The organism is Streptococcus sp. Marseille-Q6379 (assembly GCF_965119505.1).
Genome location: NZ_CBCPLV010000001.1, coordinates 187,351 through 203,735, shown reverse-complemented (window position 1 = coordinate 203,735; position 16,385 = coordinate 187,351). Strand labels below are relative to the sequence as shown.

At 41.0% G+C, this 16,385-nt stretch carries 19 protein-coding genes; 7 read left to right on the top strand and 12 right to left on the bottom strand.

Going from position 1 to position 16,385, the window contains the following annotated elements:
• Nucleotides 1-6 precede the first annotated feature (6 nt).
• Complete coding sequence (locus tag ACWPVZ_RS01080; protein ID WP_051677006.1) at nucleotides 7-324, bottom strand: winged helix-turn-helix transcriptional regulator; 318 nt, start codon at nucleotides 322-324, stop codon at nucleotides 7-9.
• An 87-nt stretch (nucleotides 325-411) separates the two neighbouring features.
• On the opposite strand from ACWPVZ_RS01080, the gene ACWPVZ_RS01075 reads away from it, so the two are divergent.
• Nucleotides 412-717, top strand: coding sequence for a YciI family protein (locus ACWPVZ_RS01075; RefSeq protein WP_414341056.1), 306 nt, complete (start codon nucleotides 412-414; stop codon nucleotides 715-717).
• A 99-nt stretch (nucleotides 718-816) separates the two neighbouring features.
• Here the strand turns inward: ACWPVZ_RS01075 and ACWPVZ_RS01070 are convergent, their stop codons facing one another.
• From ACWPVZ_RS01070 to leuS, 4 genes are all read right to left on the bottom strand, one after another.
• The gene (locus tag ACWPVZ_RS01070; protein ID WP_003095191.1) at nucleotides 817-1,230 is read right to left on the bottom strand and encodes a YjdF family protein; all 414 of its coding nucleotides are present in this window, start codon (nucleotides 1,228-1,230) and stop codon (nucleotides 817-819) included.
• A gap of 141 nt (nucleotides 1,231-1,371) precedes the next feature.
• Nucleotides 1,372-2,604, bottom strand: a complete 1,233-nt coding sequence (locus ACWPVZ_RS01065; RefSeq protein WP_414341055.1) for an acyl-CoA thioesterase/BAAT N-terminal domain-containing protein — start codon at nucleotides 2,602-2,604, stop codon at nucleotides 1,372-1,374.
• A 57-nt stretch (nucleotides 2,605-2,661) separates the two neighbouring features.
• Entirely contained in the window at nucleotides 2,662-3,117 is a 456-nt protein-coding gene (locus tag ACWPVZ_RS01060; protein WP_073690243.1) for a MarR family winged helix-turn-helix transcriptional regulator, read from the bottom strand.
• A 96-nt stretch (nucleotides 3,118-3,213) separates the two neighbouring features.
• A complete protein-coding gene (gene leuS / locus ACWPVZ_RS01055) occupies nucleotides 3,214-5,715 on the bottom strand; it encodes a leucine--tRNA ligase (RefSeq protein ID WP_414341054.1) in 2,502 nt (833 codons plus the stop codon).
• Nucleotides 5,716-5,908: 193 nt separating this feature from the next.
• On the opposite strand from leuS, the gene ACWPVZ_RS01050 reads away from it, so the two are divergent.
• Both ACWPVZ_RS01050 and ACWPVZ_RS01045 read left to right on the top strand, forming a co-directional pair.
• Complete coding sequence (locus tag ACWPVZ_RS01050) at nucleotides 5,909-6,676, top strand: DeoR/GlpR family DNA-binding transcription regulator (protein ID WP_414341053.1); 768 nt, start codon at nucleotides 5,909-5,911, stop codon at nucleotides 6,674-6,676.
• The gene (locus ACWPVZ_RS01045) at nucleotides 6,669-7,478 is read left to right on the top strand and encodes a Cof-type HAD-IIB family hydrolase (RefSeq protein WP_414341051.1); all 810 of its coding nucleotides are present in this window, start codon (nucleotides 6,669-6,671) and stop codon (nucleotides 7,476-7,478) included. The genes ACWPVZ_RS01050 and ACWPVZ_RS01045 overlap by 8 nt, the downstream gene beginning before the upstream one ends.
• 131 nt (nucleotides 7,479-7,609) lie before the next feature.
• Here the strand turns inward: ACWPVZ_RS01045 and ACWPVZ_RS01040 are convergent, their stop codons facing one another.
• From ACWPVZ_RS01040 to pbp2a, 5 genes are all read right to left on the bottom strand, one after another.
• Nucleotides 7,610-8,098: a phosphatase PAP2 family protein gene (locus tag ACWPVZ_RS01040; RefSeq protein WP_037597385.1), complete on the bottom strand. Its 489-nt coding sequence runs from the start codon at nucleotides 8,096-8,098 to the stop codon at nucleotides 7,610-7,612.
• Between the two features lie 124 nt (nucleotides 8,099-8,222).
• A complete protein-coding gene (gene nusG, locus ACWPVZ_RS01035) occupies nucleotides 8,223-8,762 on the bottom strand; it encodes a transcription termination/antitermination protein NusG (RefSeq protein ID WP_002883644.1) in 540 nt (179 codons plus the stop codon).
• Between the two features lie 200 nt (nucleotides 8,763-8,962).
• The gene (secE, locus tag ACWPVZ_RS01030) at nucleotides 8,963-9,139 is read right to left on the bottom strand and encodes a preprotein translocase subunit SecE (protein ID WP_002883656.1); all 177 of its coding nucleotides are present in this window, start codon (nucleotides 9,137-9,139) and stop codon (nucleotides 8,963-8,965) included.
• 8 nt (nucleotides 9,140-9,147) lie between these two features.
• Nucleotides 9,148-9,300 carry a 50S ribosomal protein L33 gene (gene rpmG / locus ACWPVZ_RS01025; protein WP_002886472.1) on the bottom strand — a complete coding sequence of 51 codons (153 nt, stop codon included), beginning with the start codon at nucleotides 9,298-9,300 and terminating at the stop codon, nucleotides 9,148-9,150.
• Nucleotides 9,301-9,348: 48 nt separating this feature from the next.
• Nucleotides 9,349-11,676, bottom strand: a complete 2,328-nt coding sequence (gene pbp2a / locus ACWPVZ_RS01020) for a penicillin-binding protein PBP2A (RefSeq protein WP_414341050.1) — start codon at nucleotides 11,674-11,676, stop codon at nucleotides 9,349-9,351.
• 65 nt (nucleotides 11,677-11,741) lie between these two features.
• On the opposite strand from pbp2a, the gene ACWPVZ_RS01015 reads away from it, so the two are divergent.
• The 4 genes from ACWPVZ_RS01015 (at nucleotide 11,742) to ACWPVZ_RS01000 (ending at nucleotide 14,334) form a co-directional block, all read left to right on the top strand.
• Nucleotides 11,742-12,611, top strand: coding sequence for an RluA family pseudouridine synthase (locus ACWPVZ_RS01015; protein ID WP_454380548.1), 870 nt, complete (start codon nucleotides 11,742-11,744; stop codon nucleotides 12,609-12,611).
• Nucleotides 12,612-12,897: 286 nt separating this feature from the next.
• The gene (locus tag ACWPVZ_RS01010; RefSeq protein ID WP_347095386.1) at nucleotides 12,898-13,230 is read left to right on the top strand and encodes a TM2 domain-containing protein; all 333 of its coding nucleotides are present in this window, start codon (nucleotides 12,898-12,900) and stop codon (nucleotides 13,228-13,230) included.
• Nucleotides 13,230-13,535: a DUF2752 domain-containing protein gene (locus tag ACWPVZ_RS01005; protein ID WP_454380546.1), complete on the top strand. Its 306-nt coding sequence runs from the start codon at nucleotides 13,230-13,232 to the stop codon at nucleotides 13,533-13,535. The genes ACWPVZ_RS01010 and ACWPVZ_RS01005 overlap by 1 nt, the downstream gene beginning before the upstream one ends.
• A 94-nt stretch (nucleotides 13,536-13,629) precedes the next feature.
• A complete protein-coding gene (locus tag ACWPVZ_RS01000; protein WP_414341048.1) occupies nucleotides 13,630-14,334 on the top strand; it encodes a superinfection immunity protein in 705 nt (234 codons plus the stop codon).
• A gap of 83 nt (nucleotides 14,335-14,417) precedes the next feature.
• Here the strand turns inward: ACWPVZ_RS01000 and groL are convergent, their stop codons facing one another.
• Together groL and groES are read right to left on the bottom strand one after the other, a co-directional pair.
• Nucleotides 14,418-16,037 (bottom strand): chaperonin GroEL, encoded by a 1,620-nt coding sequence (groL, locus tag ACWPVZ_RS00995; protein ID WP_073949376.1) that lies wholly within the window; start codon nucleotides 16,035-16,037, stop codon nucleotides 14,418-14,420.
• A 44-nt stretch (nucleotides 16,038-16,081) separates the two neighbouring features.
• Nucleotides 16,082-16,369: a co-chaperone GroES gene (gene groES, locus ACWPVZ_RS00990; RefSeq protein ID WP_454380543.1), complete on the bottom strand. Its 288-nt coding sequence runs from the start codon at nucleotides 16,367-16,369 to the stop codon at nucleotides 16,082-16,084.
• Between the last annotated feature and the right edge of the window lie 16 nt (nucleotides 16,370-16,385).

Genomic DNA, 16,385 nt, shown 5'->3' with positions numbered 1-16,385 from the left:
ACAAATTTATTGCAGCCATTCTTTACCCCATTGATTCAAGTCCTTTAAAATCGGCATCAATGATTTCCCTTTTTCTGTCAGCTCATATTCTGTATGAAGTGGCATAGACTCATAATCATATTTTTCAACCAATTGCTTCTCTATTAAAACATCTAGTCCACGTGTCAAACTGATAGTTGTAATCCCTTCAACTTCTCTTCTCAATTGATTGAAACGAACTTTCTTATGCTTATTTATAACCCATAATATATTCATTCTCCATTTCCCACCAACCACATCTAATACCCGAGACATACTGCAATTCCATTTTTTATTTGTTAACATTTTTTCTCCTTACAAAAATGTGCCTACTATTCAATTTATTTGTAGAGTATTATAATCTATTTATCATTCATTTTAAAGGAGTCACTTATGTTTATTGTAAATCTTACCTATATTAAGCCCCTTGATACAGTTGAAAAATTCTTAGAAAAACACATAGATTTTTTAAATCAGTATTATACAAAAGATCATTTTATCGCATCTGGAAGAAAAAATCCAAGAACTGGCGGTATCATTCTCATGAGAGCTAAAAATAAAGAAGCCGTTCAAGAAATCATTACACACGATCCATTCTATCAAAATGAGATTGCTCAATATGAGATTATTGAATTTGAGGCAAGTAAATATTGTCCAGAATTTGAAACTATCGTCAGTAAATCTTTTGACGACAAGTAGGTTTATTAGGAATCTATATACAAAAGGAATTTTCAACACAAGTAAAAACAGCTCTTTTTATACGAAAAGAGCTGTTCTATTTTATGAAAGAGAAAGTCACTAGTGACCTTTGTGCTTCTCTCTTCGTTTTTGCTGTTTGCGTTCAAATTTCTCTTGTTTGAGCAATTGCTTTTGAACACTAGATTGATGTTTTGAAATCTTTTTCCTTTCCTCATACTGTAACTGCAATAGTTCTTTCGACTTGGAAGAAACTTTCTGATTTACTTGTTTCTTCACCATTCGCTGTAATCGTTTAGGATTCTTGACTTTTACATGTTGCTTAACTATAGCTTCTGGACTAAAAGATAATTGAGTAAACTGAGTCTGTAAGATCTCTAGAATTTCATCATCTTTTGGCTCCTGACCAAATGTCACACGACAAACTTGATAAGTTTCTAGATACACTTGTTCGAACAAACCATGCCAAAATCCATCTTCAAAATAAACTGTCAATCCAATTGAAATTGTTTCCACGACAGCACCTCCTTAAATCTATCCCTAAGAATGGACAACCAAGGAGGAAGGTTACTGATAGGCTTGCCTACGTCTGGACTACCAACCAGAACTGTGTTTTTATCTTAGTTGGGACTATTATAGCATATTTATAAGCTATTTTTATTGCTTCTTCAAATGCCTATCAAAAAAATGAATCGTAGCCAACCAAGAATCCTTACTCTCTTTCATCAATAAACGCCAATCTTTTCGATAACGGTGATTTGGTTGATAAGCCACTGTCAACATGTGACCTGTTTCATGATATTTTTTAAATGTAATGTGGTGTCCTTTATAATGTGAGACAATATCATCAATTGCTGACGAGGCATCCCATATTTCATCAACAGTACTTCCGAGCAATAAAATTGGCGAAGAGAGTTTACTAATGTCTATCCTAGCAGAGCAATCTTTAGAAATAGGTTTTCTAAAAAGTTTACTGAACAGATAATCTCTAAGTCGAAACTTTTGATAGGGAAGTTCTTTTTGCAAATGCGTCCAAGAAGAAGTATGAGAGTTCCATTTCCCTTCTATCCCTTCATACACCACATCAGAGGGTGAATTTAGCACCAAACATTGAACGTCATTAAAAAGGCTCTCCTCAGCTAAAACCAATTCTGCTCCCTTAGACCGTCCATAGATTCCAATTTTTTCACTATCTACTTGAGGATGCTGACGTAGATAATCCTTTGCCTCCAAAAGGCACTCTAAAGAAATACGTTCCAAATGTTTTGGTAACCCCTCTAAACCAAAGTAGGCAACTGCTAGGCAAATATAACCTCTAGAAGATAAAAGCTGAGCTATATTCTGTGCTTTTTCAATCCGTCCTTCACTACCGCTCACAATAATCAATGCTGGTGTTTTTTTTGCCTTTTTATCATAGAAGAGTCTCCCTTGAAAATATCTCCCGTAAATATCTTTATGACTAATTTGCGAACTCATGTAATGTCTTGTGAAAGTTCTCTCTGCAATGACAGTATTTCCTTGCATAATTTTGATGTCCACAAAAAAATGATCTAATAAGGGAATTTCAGAAAGAGAGTTTGGAAGTTTCTTTCTCTTATTGGTCAAGGGCTTAGCATTAAAAAATAGTCCCATTGTTGAAATACCTTCATAAGAGCCAGAACAAGATGGAGTTTGTGACATATCAATAATACCATTCTTATCTGATACAAAAGTCCCTGTTGATCTCCATAAACCATCATGAGCTAAAAGCATGGGAGCATTGATACAATAATAATCAGTTAGGTACATCTCGACTCGATATGTTTCTCTTGGTTTTAAGCCATCGATGACAATACTAAAAGATTCGTCTGCCAACTCAGACTCTGAGATAAGTTCAATTTGTATATTCATATCTTCCTCTTTTTTGTTAATATAATTAACAATATGGTTTTAAAATTACCGTGACTTTTACCACGGTAACTCTCGCCATACCTGTTGAACATCATCCATCAGTTTCATAACCATTTGAAGGTCCTCATCACTATAGTTTCTTAAAACTGAAAAAATGGCTTTTTCAATATGTTCTTGCTGCTCTTTATGGACGTTAAATACTTCAACCCCTTTTTTGGATAATATCAGATATTTATTTTTTTCATTATCCTGTGCAAATTCAAAAGTAACGAGGTCTTTCTTGGTTAAACGTCTAACACTCTGAGTAATAGCACTCCTTGATACTTCAAGTAACTCAGATAATTTCACTAGATTCACAGGCTGATTCCGACCTATTAGATTAATCAAATGGACTTCATTAATCGTGATTGATTTATCAATACTATTCCTATGCTGATCCTTTTTCAACCGTTCAAAGGCTAAAACAAAGCTGTTAAAACGATTATTAAACTTATGCAGTTCTTTCTTATTCATAGTTTCCTTCTTTTTGTTAATGATATTAACAAAATAGCGTTTTCTTGTCAAGAAGAGTAAAAAATCCTCCAGAGCTTAGCTCCGAAGGATTCATTTTTATTTCACAACGATGTTAACGAGTTTATTAGGTACACTAATTACTTTCACAATTTCCTTGCCATCGATCTCTGCTTTGACTTTTTCGTTAGCAAGAGCTACTTCTTGCAACTCTTCGCGTGAAAGATCTTTAGCGACCATCAATTTGGCACGGACTTTACCTTTGATTTGAACAACGATTTCGATTTCGTCTTCAACCAATTTGCTTTCGTCCCATGTTGGCCAAGCTACATAAGAGATTGACTCACCTGTTGCTGTAACTGTTTGCCAGAGTTCTTCTGCCAAGTGAGGCGCAAATGGAGCAATCAATTGGATAAAGCCTTTGGCGTAATCCACGTAGAGTTTGTCTTCCTTGTTAGCTGCATTGACAAAGACCATGAGTTGGGCAATGGCTGTGTTGAATTTCATAGACTCGACTTGCTCAGTAACAGATTTAACCGTTTCGTTATAAACCTTGTCAAGAGCGCCATTGTTTTCCGCAACGATTTCTTTACTTGTGATCAAACGGTAAACACGGTCGAGGAACTTACGGCTTCCTTCTAGACCTTCTTCAGACCAAGCGATTGAAGCATCAAGTGGTCCCATGAACATTTCATAGACACGAAGGGTATCAGCACCGTATTGTTCCACCACATCGTCTGGGTTCACCACGTTCTTGAGGGATTTAGACATCTTAGCCGGTGCTTGCTCCAATTCTTCCCCTGTTTCCACATGGAAGAATGAACCATCACGTTTTTCAACCTTGTCAGTCGCCACAAGAGCACCACGGTGGTCACGGTAGCTAGTTCCCAAGATCATTCCTTGGTTAAAGAGTTTTTGGAATGGTTCCTTAGTTGGAACGACACCAAGGTCATAGAGGAATTTATGCCAGAAACGAGCGTAAAGCAAGTGGAGCACAGCGTGTTCTGCACCACCCACGTAGATATCGACTGGCAACCATTGTTTGAGTAAATCCTCATCAGCCAATTTTTCTGCGTTATGTGGATCGATATAGCGGAGGTAGTACCAGCTTGAACCTGCCCATTGTGGCATCGTATTAGTCTCACGACGACCTTTGACACCATCTTCACGAGTCACTTCAAGCCAGTCTGTCAAGTTAGCCAATGGGCTTTCACCAGTACCTGAAGGGCGGATATCCTTGGTTACTGGCAAGACAAGTGGCAAGTCACTTTCTGGAACAGCTGTTGAAGTGCCATCTTCCCAATGAACGATTGGGATTGGTTCACCCCAGTAACGTTGACGGCTAAAGAGCCAGTCGCGGAGACGGTAAGTGATTTTTTCTTGCCCGAAGCCTTTTTCTTCCAACCAAGCCACGATTTTGGCAATCGCTTCTTCTTTGTTAAGACCGTTCAAGAAGTCAGAGTTGACGTGAAGGCCGTCTTCTGTGTAAGCAGCTTCTTCAACGTTGCCACCTTCGAGCACTTCTACAATTGGAAGTTCAAACTGTTTAGCAAATTCCCAGTCACGTTCATCGTGGGCAGGTACGGCCATAACGGCACCTGTTCCGTAGCTAGCAAGAACATAGTCAGCAATCCAGATTGGGATTTCTTTACCATTGACAGGGTTTACGGCATAAGCACCAGTCCAAACCCCTGTCTTTTCCTTGGCAAGGTCTGTACGAGCCAAGTCTGATTTAAGACTGGCTTGGTGTTTGTAGTCTGCTACGGCTTCAGCTTGTTCAGGTGTTGTGATGGCATCTACCAAGTCATGCTCAGGCGCCAAAACAGTGAAGGTCGCCCCAAAAAGGGTATCAGGACGAGTGGTAAAGACGGTGAATTCCTTATCAGTCCCTTTCACCTTAAAAGTGACATTGGCACCAGTTGATTTCCCAATCCAGTTGCGTTGCATGTCCTTGATAGACTCTGGCCAATCTAGGTCATCCAAATCGTTGAGCAAGCGCTCTGCATAGGCCGTGATTTTAAGCATCCATTGGCGCATTGGTTTGCGGACAACTGGATAGCCTCCACGCTCAGAAGTTCCGTCAGGAAGGACTTCTTCGTTGGCGATGGCTGTTCCCAATTCTTCCACCCAGTTTACTGGCACTTCCGCTTCATAGGCCAAGCCTTTTTCGTAAAGCTTGGTGAAAATCCATTGCGTCCACTTGTAGTAGTTCGGATCTGTCGTATTGACTTCACGGTCCCAGTCGTATGAGAATCCGAGTGCATTGATTTGGCGTTTGAAGTTAGCAATGTTTTCCGCTGTGAATTCCGCCGGGTCATTCCCTGTATCCATAGCGTATTGCTCTGCAGGCAAACCAAAGGCATCCCATCCCATTGGGTGAAGGACGTTGTAGCCTTGTGCACGTTTGAAACGGCTGAGGATATCAGTCGCTGTGTATCCTTCTGGGTGTCCTACGTGAAGACCCGCTCCAGATGGGTAAGGGAACATGTCAAGCGCATAAAACTTAGGTTTTGAGGCGTCTGTTCCTGTCTTAAAAGTGTGATTGTCAGCCCAGTATTTTTGCCACTTAGGCTCGATTTCTTTATGATTGTAAAAACTCATGGTTTCTCTCCAATATTCGTAATGCTTCTATTATAGCATTTTTGAGGGATTTTTAAAGATGATAAGGGAACTTTAAAAGGCAAATTCACCTGAGTCTGTTTTGCGTTATTTTCGTTCTTTTTAAGTTTTTTTGCGCTTTTGTATTGTGAAAAAGCAAAAAGATGCTATACTAGTATCAGAAAGAAGGTGACTCATGTATCAGGAGCAACGATTAGAGAAAATATTAACACTCCTGGAAGAGAGGGGAAACCTATCTGTCAAGGAAATGGTCGATGAATTAGGAGTTTCCAAAGACACTGTCAGAAGAGATTTCGACTGTCTCAGCCAGAGGAATCTGGCTCAACGTACCCATGGTGGCATTCTTCCAGTTAAAAATACCACTGTTCTAGGCTTCCAAGAACGTCAGAAAGGACTCACTGAAGACAAGAAAAAAATGGCAGACCTAGCGCTTAGCTTGGTCAAAGACCAAGCTCTACTCTTTTTCGATGTCTCTACCTTGATGCTTGAAGTCTCACAAAAATTGACTAAGAAGGTCACTATCTACTCCCACTCTTTGGACAACGCCTTGGTCCTAAGTGGCAAAGAAGGCGTTGACTTCCATCTCTTGGGAGGAAGATTTTACAGTAAAAACCGCTTCTACTATTCGCTTCACGAAGCCCAGCTCTTGCAACATCTACAATTTGACTTAGCCTTCTTTGGAGCGGCTAGTCTCAATCAAGGAGTGGTCAGTTATGAGGACGAGGAGGATGTTGCTGTTAAGCAACTGGCAATGCAGGCTGCCCGAACCAAGGTTCTTATTGCTGAATCAGACAAGTATGAAAAACATTCCAAATATATCTTGGGCAAGATTGAAGACTTTGACTACTGGATTACAGATAAGAAACCTGATCCTGATTTGATCGAAGCCCTTAAAGACAGAGTAACGATTTTATATGATGGAAAGGATAGCGACTATGAGTAAGATTCGTTTGATTATCAGTGACATTGATGGCACTATTCTCACTAGTAACCACCAGGTGGATGAACAACTGATTGAGGTAATGCCAGAGCTTGAAAAGGCAAATATTCCCTTTGTTTTGGCTTCTGCCCGTTCTCCACTAGGGATGCAACCAATCGCTCATAAACTGGGAATTCATGACAATCCCATCGCCTGCTACAATGGTGCCTTAGTACTTGAGGGTGACCGTACTATCATCCAACACCCTGTGGATAAAGCTGAAATTCAAGAACTTCTTAGCTACTTATCCACAGATTACCCAAGTGTCTCTGTGAATATCTACTCTGGCAAGGACTGGATTACCAACAAACTAGACAAATGGTCTCAGTTGGAAGGAAGCATCACGGGTGAATCTCCTATGATTAAGGAGCTGCAAGACACGGTCTCAGATTCAGAGCCTCCTATCCACAAGCTTTTGTTGATTGATGAGCCTGAAGTTATTCAGGACCTCCATCAAAAACTCCTAAGCATGGATTTTACACAGACAGCATTCTACTTATCCAAAGATAACTACCTTGAAGTCACAGCCAAACATGTTTCTAAGGAACACGCTCTCATCGAGGTTGCCAAATATTACGACCTTCCTCTTGAACAAGTCATGACAATCGGAGATAACTTTAACGATAGTCCTATGCTGGCTCTAGCTGGCCTGGGAATTGCTATGGGCAATGCACCTGAAGGGGTCAAGGAAACAGCAAACTTAGTAACGACTTCAAATGATGAACATGGTGTGGCTCAAGCTATTACAGAGCATGTCCTAAACTAAGCCAATATCTAATGGTGGGAACAACCTTTAATCGCCAACTCGAATTTTAGAACAAAAGGAAAGGTGCCCTAGAGGTACCTTTCCTTTTTCAACGAAAAAAGCCTTCCTCTCTCGAAGAAGACCCAAATTTTCTAAAGATAAAGAAGGAGACCTACCAGAATTCCAATGACATAGCCTGCTAAAACATCACTAGGATAGTGAACACCACCTAGCACGCGCAAAAGAGCTAGAGCACCCGCCAGAAAAAGCATAGCCCCACCTAGCCAGGGGTTAAGCGTCAGCGCCAACATAGCAATAACAGTCGCTGAGAAAACATGCCGGCTGGGAAAGGACTTGCCTAGACTGTCCTTCTTAATAAGGGGTTGGATAGCCCAAGTCTGGTATGGACGCGGTCGATTATAGAGACTACGACCAAGAGAAAGAAGGAAAAAGCCTCCCCCCATAATAAGCACTGTCGTAGAGAGAATAAACCAGCCACCCCTTAGCAAAACCCAAATAAGAAATATAGGAAAAAGCAGGTAAAAAGTCCTAGTTATAATTTTGTTCAAGCCTTCTAAAACCTTAGCGTAAGAACGTAAAGGAGTACTAATCCTATCGTAAAATCGTTTATAATTCATCATCCGTTAGAAAAAAGGGAGTGACACAGAACTAAATTTTAAAAATCTAGCTTCTAGCCTCTCCCTCAAGTTTAATGAGATAGTCTTTCGAGGTTGAATTCTCTTATCCCAACCTCTTTTGTCTGTCTTAAAGTTCAGCGATTTGGTAAAGTTCAAGTTCAGCAGCTGTTTCTGAACCAAACATGTTAATCATGATTTTAACCTTGTTGTTTTCAATTTCTACAACACGGCCTTCTTGACCCATAAAGGCACCATCAATGATTTGAACCACATCACCAACCTTGATATTAGTATCAAAGACATCAACTGTTTGACCCATTGAAATCAAGATTTGACGGATTTCTTCTTCCAAAAGTGGTGTTGGTTTAGAACGGTTACCGTGAGAACCAACGAAACCAGTAACGTTCGGAGTATTACGGACAACGAACCATGCTTCGTCTGTCATTACCATCTCAACAAGAACGTAACCAGGGAAGCGGTTTTCTTCCACTTCTTTAACTTTACCGTTTTTCTCAACATTGACAGTTTGAGTTGGGATTTCAACACGCAAGATATTTTCAAGCATGTTATAAGTTTGGGCACGTTGCAAAAGGTTTTCTTTAACTTTGTTTTCGTATCCTGAATACGTTTGAAGGACGAACCAGCCCTTGTCGAATGAATCTAGCATTTTAGGATTCCTTTCTTTTTTCTAAATGACATTTAAACACCTTTGGCTAGCTATCTTCTAGATGCGAGTGTTAAATGTAAATGAATGCCTATGGTTTAATTCAAAGCGTAATAAAAAAGCCTAATGGCCCTTGTTCTCGCTTTTATCTGCATTTATTATAACAAAAAAGAGCAGGCATTCCCACTCTTTTTGTGTTTTCTTTAGAAAAAGTTAATCAGTGCTGACATAGCGCGACTCAACAATTCATCAAACGCATAGATGATGACAGTGAAGAACGCAGTATACTCAAGAACTGAAATAAAATCATGCCAGCGTTGTTTACGGTCTGGCCAAGTCGTGTCTTTCAAGACTTTGAAAATACTTCCAGTTTGTCTCACGGTGTCTCCTATCTTGTTTCCTTATGCAAGGTGTATTTTTTACAATGTTTACAAAATTTGTTAACTTCTAGTCGTGTTGGTTTGGGAGTGCTACTCACATTAATTGAGTAGTTTCGGCTCCCGCATTCAGCACACGCTAGGCTTGCTTTTTTCTGTGCCATAACGCCTCCGTTCTTTTTATCTTACCACTTTTAGGTGCAATTGACAAGCTATCTAAACAGACCTGAGAAGGAGTCTGTAATCTTATCCCATAGGCTACTTGCCTGATCTTTAACGTCATTCACAACATCTGATGCCTTATCTGTCCATGACTTGTTACTACTATTACGTGAGTCATTTGGATCTGCCGTATAGTCTAGGGTTTGACCATCAGCTGCATAGGCATTTTCAACAGTAAACTCAGTACCTGGTGTATTTGGTAAAACATCCGCAGCGATATAGCTGAAGATCGTCGAAGCTGTTCCCGAGCTAGCTCCTGTTAGGTAGTGACTTTCGTCAGTCTTATCAAAACCAATCCAGGTCGTCATGACCACATCAGGAGTATAACCAATCACCCACTGGTCACTAGTCAAATCCTTGTTGAATTCAGCCTGAACAGTACCTGTCTTACCTGCCATTGTGTAACCCGTGTAGTTGGCATTCACAGCAGAACCATTTGAGAAGGTACCAAGCATCATGCTGGTCATCTGGTTAGCTACTGACTGGCTGATAACACGTTTAGACTTCTTACTATGGGTAGCAATAATGTCACCACTGGCATTTTCAATTTTAGTGATGAAATAAGCTGTGTTCATCTCGCCACCATTAGCAAAGGTCGCATATGCCTGAGCCATTTGAAGAGGACTAGCTGTCACACCACCACCCAGTGAAATTCCCAGTTCTTCTGGAACATTGTCAAAGTTAAGACCAAATTTTTGACCGTAACTAATCCCCTTTTGAATACCGATTTGATTAAAGAGGTAAACCGCTGGGATATTGTAGGAGTTGGCCAAAGCTTGATACATGGGCACATCCTCTGTCTCAACACCACCGTAGTTGGTTGGAGTATAGCCGTTATAGTCGATTGGTTTATTAGGAAGGTCCTTATTGATGCTCCATCCTGAAGCCAGAGCTGGGGCATAGACCACTAAAGGTTTGATGGTCGATCCAGGACTACGCTTCCCTTGAGTTGCATAGTTAAAGTTACGGAAGGTTGTATCACTAGTACCACCCACACGACCTACTAGACCACGTACCGCTCCAGTTGTTGGATCAAGTGCCACACTAGCTGACTGAGCTGTACTACCGTCACTTTCTGATGTAGGGAAGAGATAGGTATTTTCGTAGGTTTGTTGCATATTAGCTTGTGAGTTGACATCCATCTCTGTGTAGATCTTGTAACCATTTTTAACGATTTCATCCTCACTCAAGCCATAAGTTTTCGTAGCTTCTTCAATAACAGCATCAAAGTAAGACGGATACTTGTAGTCATCGCCAGTCCCTTGATAGGTATCATCCAGGCGACTAGCCATATCAACTCCTGCGGCACTGTCGGCATCGGCCTGGCTCAACTTCTTGTCATCAACCATGTTGGCGAGAACGGTGTTTCGACGGTTGGTCGCATTTTGGATATTATCGATTGGGTTGTAAATTTCAGGTCCCTTAAGCATACCAGCGAGGGTCGCTGCTTCATCAACGGTTAGATTGGCAGCACTTGTCCCGAAGTATTTTTGGCTAGCGTCTTCAACACCCCAAACCCCATTTCCGAAGTAGGCATTATTGAGGTACATAGTAAGGATTTCTTGCTTGCTGTATTTCTTGGTTAATTCCAAAGAGAGGAAGAATTCCTTGGCCTTACGAGTAACAGTCTGTTCTTGAGTCAAGAAGGCATTTTTAGCCAACTGTTGGGTAATGGTTGAACCACCACCAAAGCGCCCCATGGACACAATAGCCAGGAGGAATCGCTTGACGTTAACCCCGCTATTTTTATAGAAGGTACGGTCCTCAGTTGCTATGACAGCGTTCTCCAAGCTATCACTAATAGCATCCAGCTCCACATAAGTCCCTTTTTGCCCTGACAAAGAACCAGCTTGATTGCCTTCTTTGTCATAGATAACCGTAGTGGCTTTCAAGGCATCTTGAAGGTCTGAAACATTGGTCGTCTTGGCAATATAGAAAAGGTAGGAACCTACTGTCAGAACCAGCACAGCTAGCATGATAAAGAGAATTTTCCCAATATGATAGCGACGCCAGAAACGTCGAATAGGATTTCTTGGCGAAAGCGTAAACTTGCTCAAGAACGCCTGAACCTTACCTAAGGGCTTGGTGGTATCAATAGGTTTCTTTTGCTTAGAACGTTGATAACGTGACGTCTCTTTACTTTCCTGAGACATATCCAAGTCTTCAACGGCTTGTTCAACCTCATCAGGTTTCTTAGCGAACAATCCCTTTATCTTATCTTGTAAATCCTTCGATTTTCCAGCAGGCTGGGATTCCTTACTCTTTCCGCTAGTTTCTTCTTTAAAAAGTTTGTTTTTTAGATTATCAAAAAATGTCATAACCTTATTATACCAAGTTTTTACAGATTCTGTCCTCTTTTAAACGTTCATGATATAATGAAACCATGACTTTACACATAGAAATTATCAATCCTTATCCTGCAACGACTGTCAAAGACTTGCTAGAAACTAAGCTCCTCATTCCTCGTAAGATTCGTCATTTCCTACGCACGAAAAAGCACGTCCTCATCAATGGAGAAGCTATTAATTGGCAGAGTCCTGTTGAAAAAGGCGATAAGATTAGCCTGACCTTTGACCGGGATGACTACCCTGAAAAAATTATCCCTATGGGAAATGCTAATTTGATAGAGCCTCTCTACGAGGATCAGCATCTCATCGTGGTCAATAAGCCTGAAGGAATGAAAACGCATGGTAATGAACCCACAGAAATTGCTCTTCTTAACCATGTTTCGGCCTACTGTGGGCAGACCTGTTACGTCGTTCATCGACTAGACATGGAGACTAGTGGAGCTGTGCTCTTCGCTAAAAATCCGTTTATCCTGCTAATTCTCAATCGACTCTTGGAAGATAAGAAGATTCAGCGTCAATACTGGGCATTAGCTGAAGGTAAATTCCAAACCAAGGAGACTGTGTACAATGATAAGATTGGACGCGACCGCCATGATCGTAGAAAACGGGTGGTTGATCCTAGAAAAGGGCAGGTTGCCTATACAACCGTCACACGCCTCAAAACCTTTAAAGGAGCCAGTCTGGTCAATTGCCAACTAAAAACCGGGCGGACCCACCAAATTCGTGTGCATCTGGCCCACCATGGACATGCCATTCTGGGAGACCCACTTTACAGCCATCGACCAGCATCTCGACTCATGCTACACGCGCACACTCTTAGTTTCACTCACCCCCTAACACTCGAAAAAGTCACTGTTAAGGCTCAGTCCGACAGTTTTGAGAGAGAGTTAGCAACTAATAAGTAAGTAAAGTATTCACTATGATTTCACAAGAAAAAGTAGCCGAAACCAGGCTACTTTTCTTGTGATTCTTGTGAACTAAGTGAAAGCTCTTTGGCTTTCCCCTTGAAAATCTTTCTGAACATCCCTCTAAATCTATCAATCTGTAAATCTATTACGTTTTAGTATGACAAACCCTAAACAGGGAAACAAGTTGTTCTTACAGGCTTTTTCTGTCTAAAAACCACCTTGAATCTCCCTTTACATTATGTTATCCTTTACATATCATTTAAAATTTAAGGGGTATTTAATTATGAATCCAGTCGATCAATGGCTAGCAATTAACGCCAAGTATTTTCCAACAGAACAAGTTCAGTACATCCGCCAACGTCTTGAGGCACTTCCTGAACAACAACTTTCAATGCTTTACTCAATCAGCTTCCAAGATCCTACGATGATGCTTATTATCTCACTTTTTGGTGGTTCTCTTGGAATTGACCGCTTTATGTTGGGACAAGTTGGTCTTGGTATCGGTAAACTTTTGACATGTGGTGGTTGTGGTATCTGGTCAATCGTTGACTGGTTCCTCATCATGGATGCTACTCGCCAATCAAACGCTCAAAAACTTTTTGCCGTTATTGGGTAATGAAAAACTATTTCACACGCTTGTGGGCCTACCACCAGAGTTTTTTTAGATTATATCTCTTAGTTTTAATGGCAATTTACGGAGTCTACCTTTTACATCTCCCAACACCACTCAGTCTTATCCTAAAACCTTTAGGACTCAAGAGTTGGAGCGCAGGCCTAACACGCGCTAGCGTTAGACTACTACACCTAGATTGGCAAGGAGCATGGGACTATAATCCTCTGATATACCCTCTAGTGGTCTACATCTTAGCCTATTTCTTTCTCTTTCCCATCTTTAGTGACACGAAGATTATAGAGAAATAAACTGTCCTATCCAACTCCCATTGCACATCCCTTGCACTATTGCTATAATTGTAATCATCAAAATTTATAATCGAAACAAACGGAGGCTAACTATATGAAACAACAAGATTGGATTGATTTTTTCCAAGCCGTCCACGGACGTAATCCAAGTATCCAAGAAATGGCTGAAGCAGCCAATCGAGGCGAGTTTGTCCGAGAAACTCCCAAACAAACTGTCGAAGCAACAAAAAATCTCTCACAAAAAGAGACTGTAGAAACTGCCGAAAATGATGTTGACAATTATGATGTTGCTGAAGAACCACTAGCTGATACCAACTTAGAGGAACTACAGGATTTACCAAATACTAGCCCCGCGTCAAGTCAGACTAATGCTACCTTCCAACATCCAAATCATAACTTTAACGAGACTTGGACGCAACACGAAAGTAAGTCTCAAACAAACCTCATCATGATAGCCATCGCTTCTATCCCAGTTATCCTCTGGGCTCTTGCAATGATACTCTTTGGAATTGCCAGTGATGAGCTTAGTGGCGGCTTGCTCACGGCTTTTCTCTCCATCATCATTTCTTTACCTTTGGTAGTACTTCAAATATTACCAGCTCTTCTAAATAAAACCGATAAAAAATGGCCAATCTTTATCCTATCCTTTCTTCTAGGATGGACATTCATCGGTTGGGTTATCTTTCTTGTTATTTCTATCAATACGAATAAGGAAGCAGAGCGCATTAGACAGCAACAAATGATGATGCAGATGTCAGGTCAACAAGGAAGTTCTGGTACATTTAACCCTTTTCAGTAATTAACAACAAATAATTGAAAAAAAGAAAACCCAGAAAAAGTTTCTCTACTTTTCCTAGGTTTTTTCTTTTGCTTTTTAAACTCTTAGTAACCCATCATTCCTGGATCCATAGCTGGCGCTGCTGGAGCCTCTGGTTCAGGTTTGTTGGCAACAACTGCTTCAGTTGTCAAGATAAGACTTGCTACTGAAGCGGCATTTTGAAGGGCAGAACGCGTTACCTTAACTGGGTCAATGATTCCTGCTTCAACCATATCTACCCATTCACCATTGGCAGCGTTAAATCCTGTACCAACTGGGCTATTCTTCAATTTATCGATGATAACGGAACCTTCATATCCAGCATTATAGGCAATTTGGCGAACTGGCTCTTCCAAAGCACGGAGTACAATATTACGTCCTGTAGCGTCGTCACCTTCAAGATCAAGTTCAGCAACCTTTGCAATGACGTTAACTAGGGCTGTACCACCACCTGCTACGATACCTTCTTCAACAGCCGCACGGGTAGCATTAAGGGCATCTTCGATACGAAGTTTCATTTCTTTAAGAGCTGTTTCAGTGGCTGCACCGACCTTAACAACTGCAACCCCACCAGACAATTTAGCCAAACGCTCTTGAAGTTTTTCACGGTCAAATTCAGATGTTGTTGTTTCCAATTGAGACTTGATGAGGTTTACACGGTTAGCAATCGCTTCTGCGCTTCCTGCACCTTCAACGATAACTGTGCTATCCTTATCCACAGTTACTTTCGAAGCTTGACCAAGTGCTGCCATCGTTGCATCCTTAAGCTCAAGACCAAGATCCTCAGTAATAACAGTTGCTCCAGTCAATACGGCAATGTCTTCTAACATCGCTTTACGGCGGTCACCAAAGCCAGGTGCCTTAACAGCAACAACATTGAAAGTTCCACGAATCTTGTTAAGAACAAGTGTTGGAAGCGCTTCACCATCCACGTCATCAGCAATAATCAAAAGTGGACGACTGGTCTTAAGCACTTCTTCCAAGAGTGGGAGGACATCTTGAATATTTGAAATTTTCTTGTCAGTCACAAGGATAAATGGATTTTCAAGGTCAGCGACCATTTTTTCATTATCAGTAACCATGTACTGAGAAAGATAACCACGGTCAAACTGCATACCTTCAACCACTTCGAGTTCTGTCTCCATACCACGAGACTCTTCAATAGTGATAACACCGTCATTACCCACACGTTCCATAGCTTCTGAAATGTATTCACCAACTTTTTCAGAACGTGATGAAACCGCTGCGACTTGAGCAATGGCTTCCTTATTGGCAACTGGTTGAGCAATAGCTTTAAGCTCTTCCACAGCTGTAGCCACAGCTACTTCAATCCCACGACGGATACCGATTGGATTAGCACCAGCCGTTACATTTTTTAGACCTTCACGGACAATAGCTTGTGTCAAAACAGTGGCTGTAGTTGTTCCGTCACCAGCAATATCGTTAGTTTTTGAAGCCACTTCGCTGACCAGTTTGGCACCCATATTTTCAAAGTGATCTTCGAGTTCGATTTCTTTAGCAATTGTTACACCATCATTAGTGATAAGAGGTGAGCCAAAAGCTTTTTCCAAAACCACGTTACGACCTTTAGGGCCAAGCGTTACCTTAACTGTATCAGCCAAAGTATCAACACCACGAACCATTGCTGCACGTGCATCTGATGAAAATTTAATATCTTTTGCCATAGTTACTCCTTCTTTATCTTAGTTTATATCTGATTAGCATTGACCTAAGCTAGGACCGCTAAAATATCTGCTTCACGGATAATTGAAACGGAATCATCTCCGTCTTTAACATTGACACCTGCACCATTTTCAACAAGGACTTTATCGCCTGCTGTAACACTAGGTGCAATCAATTCACCAGTAAGAGTACGGATTCCTTCACCTACTGCTAAAACCTCAGCAGTCTTTGTAGCTTCATGACTGGCTCCTGCCAATACAAAGCCACTAGCTGTTTTTTCTTCTGTTTCTTCAAAACGGACAACGATACGATCGCCCAATGGTTTCAATGCCATACCAATTACCTCCAAA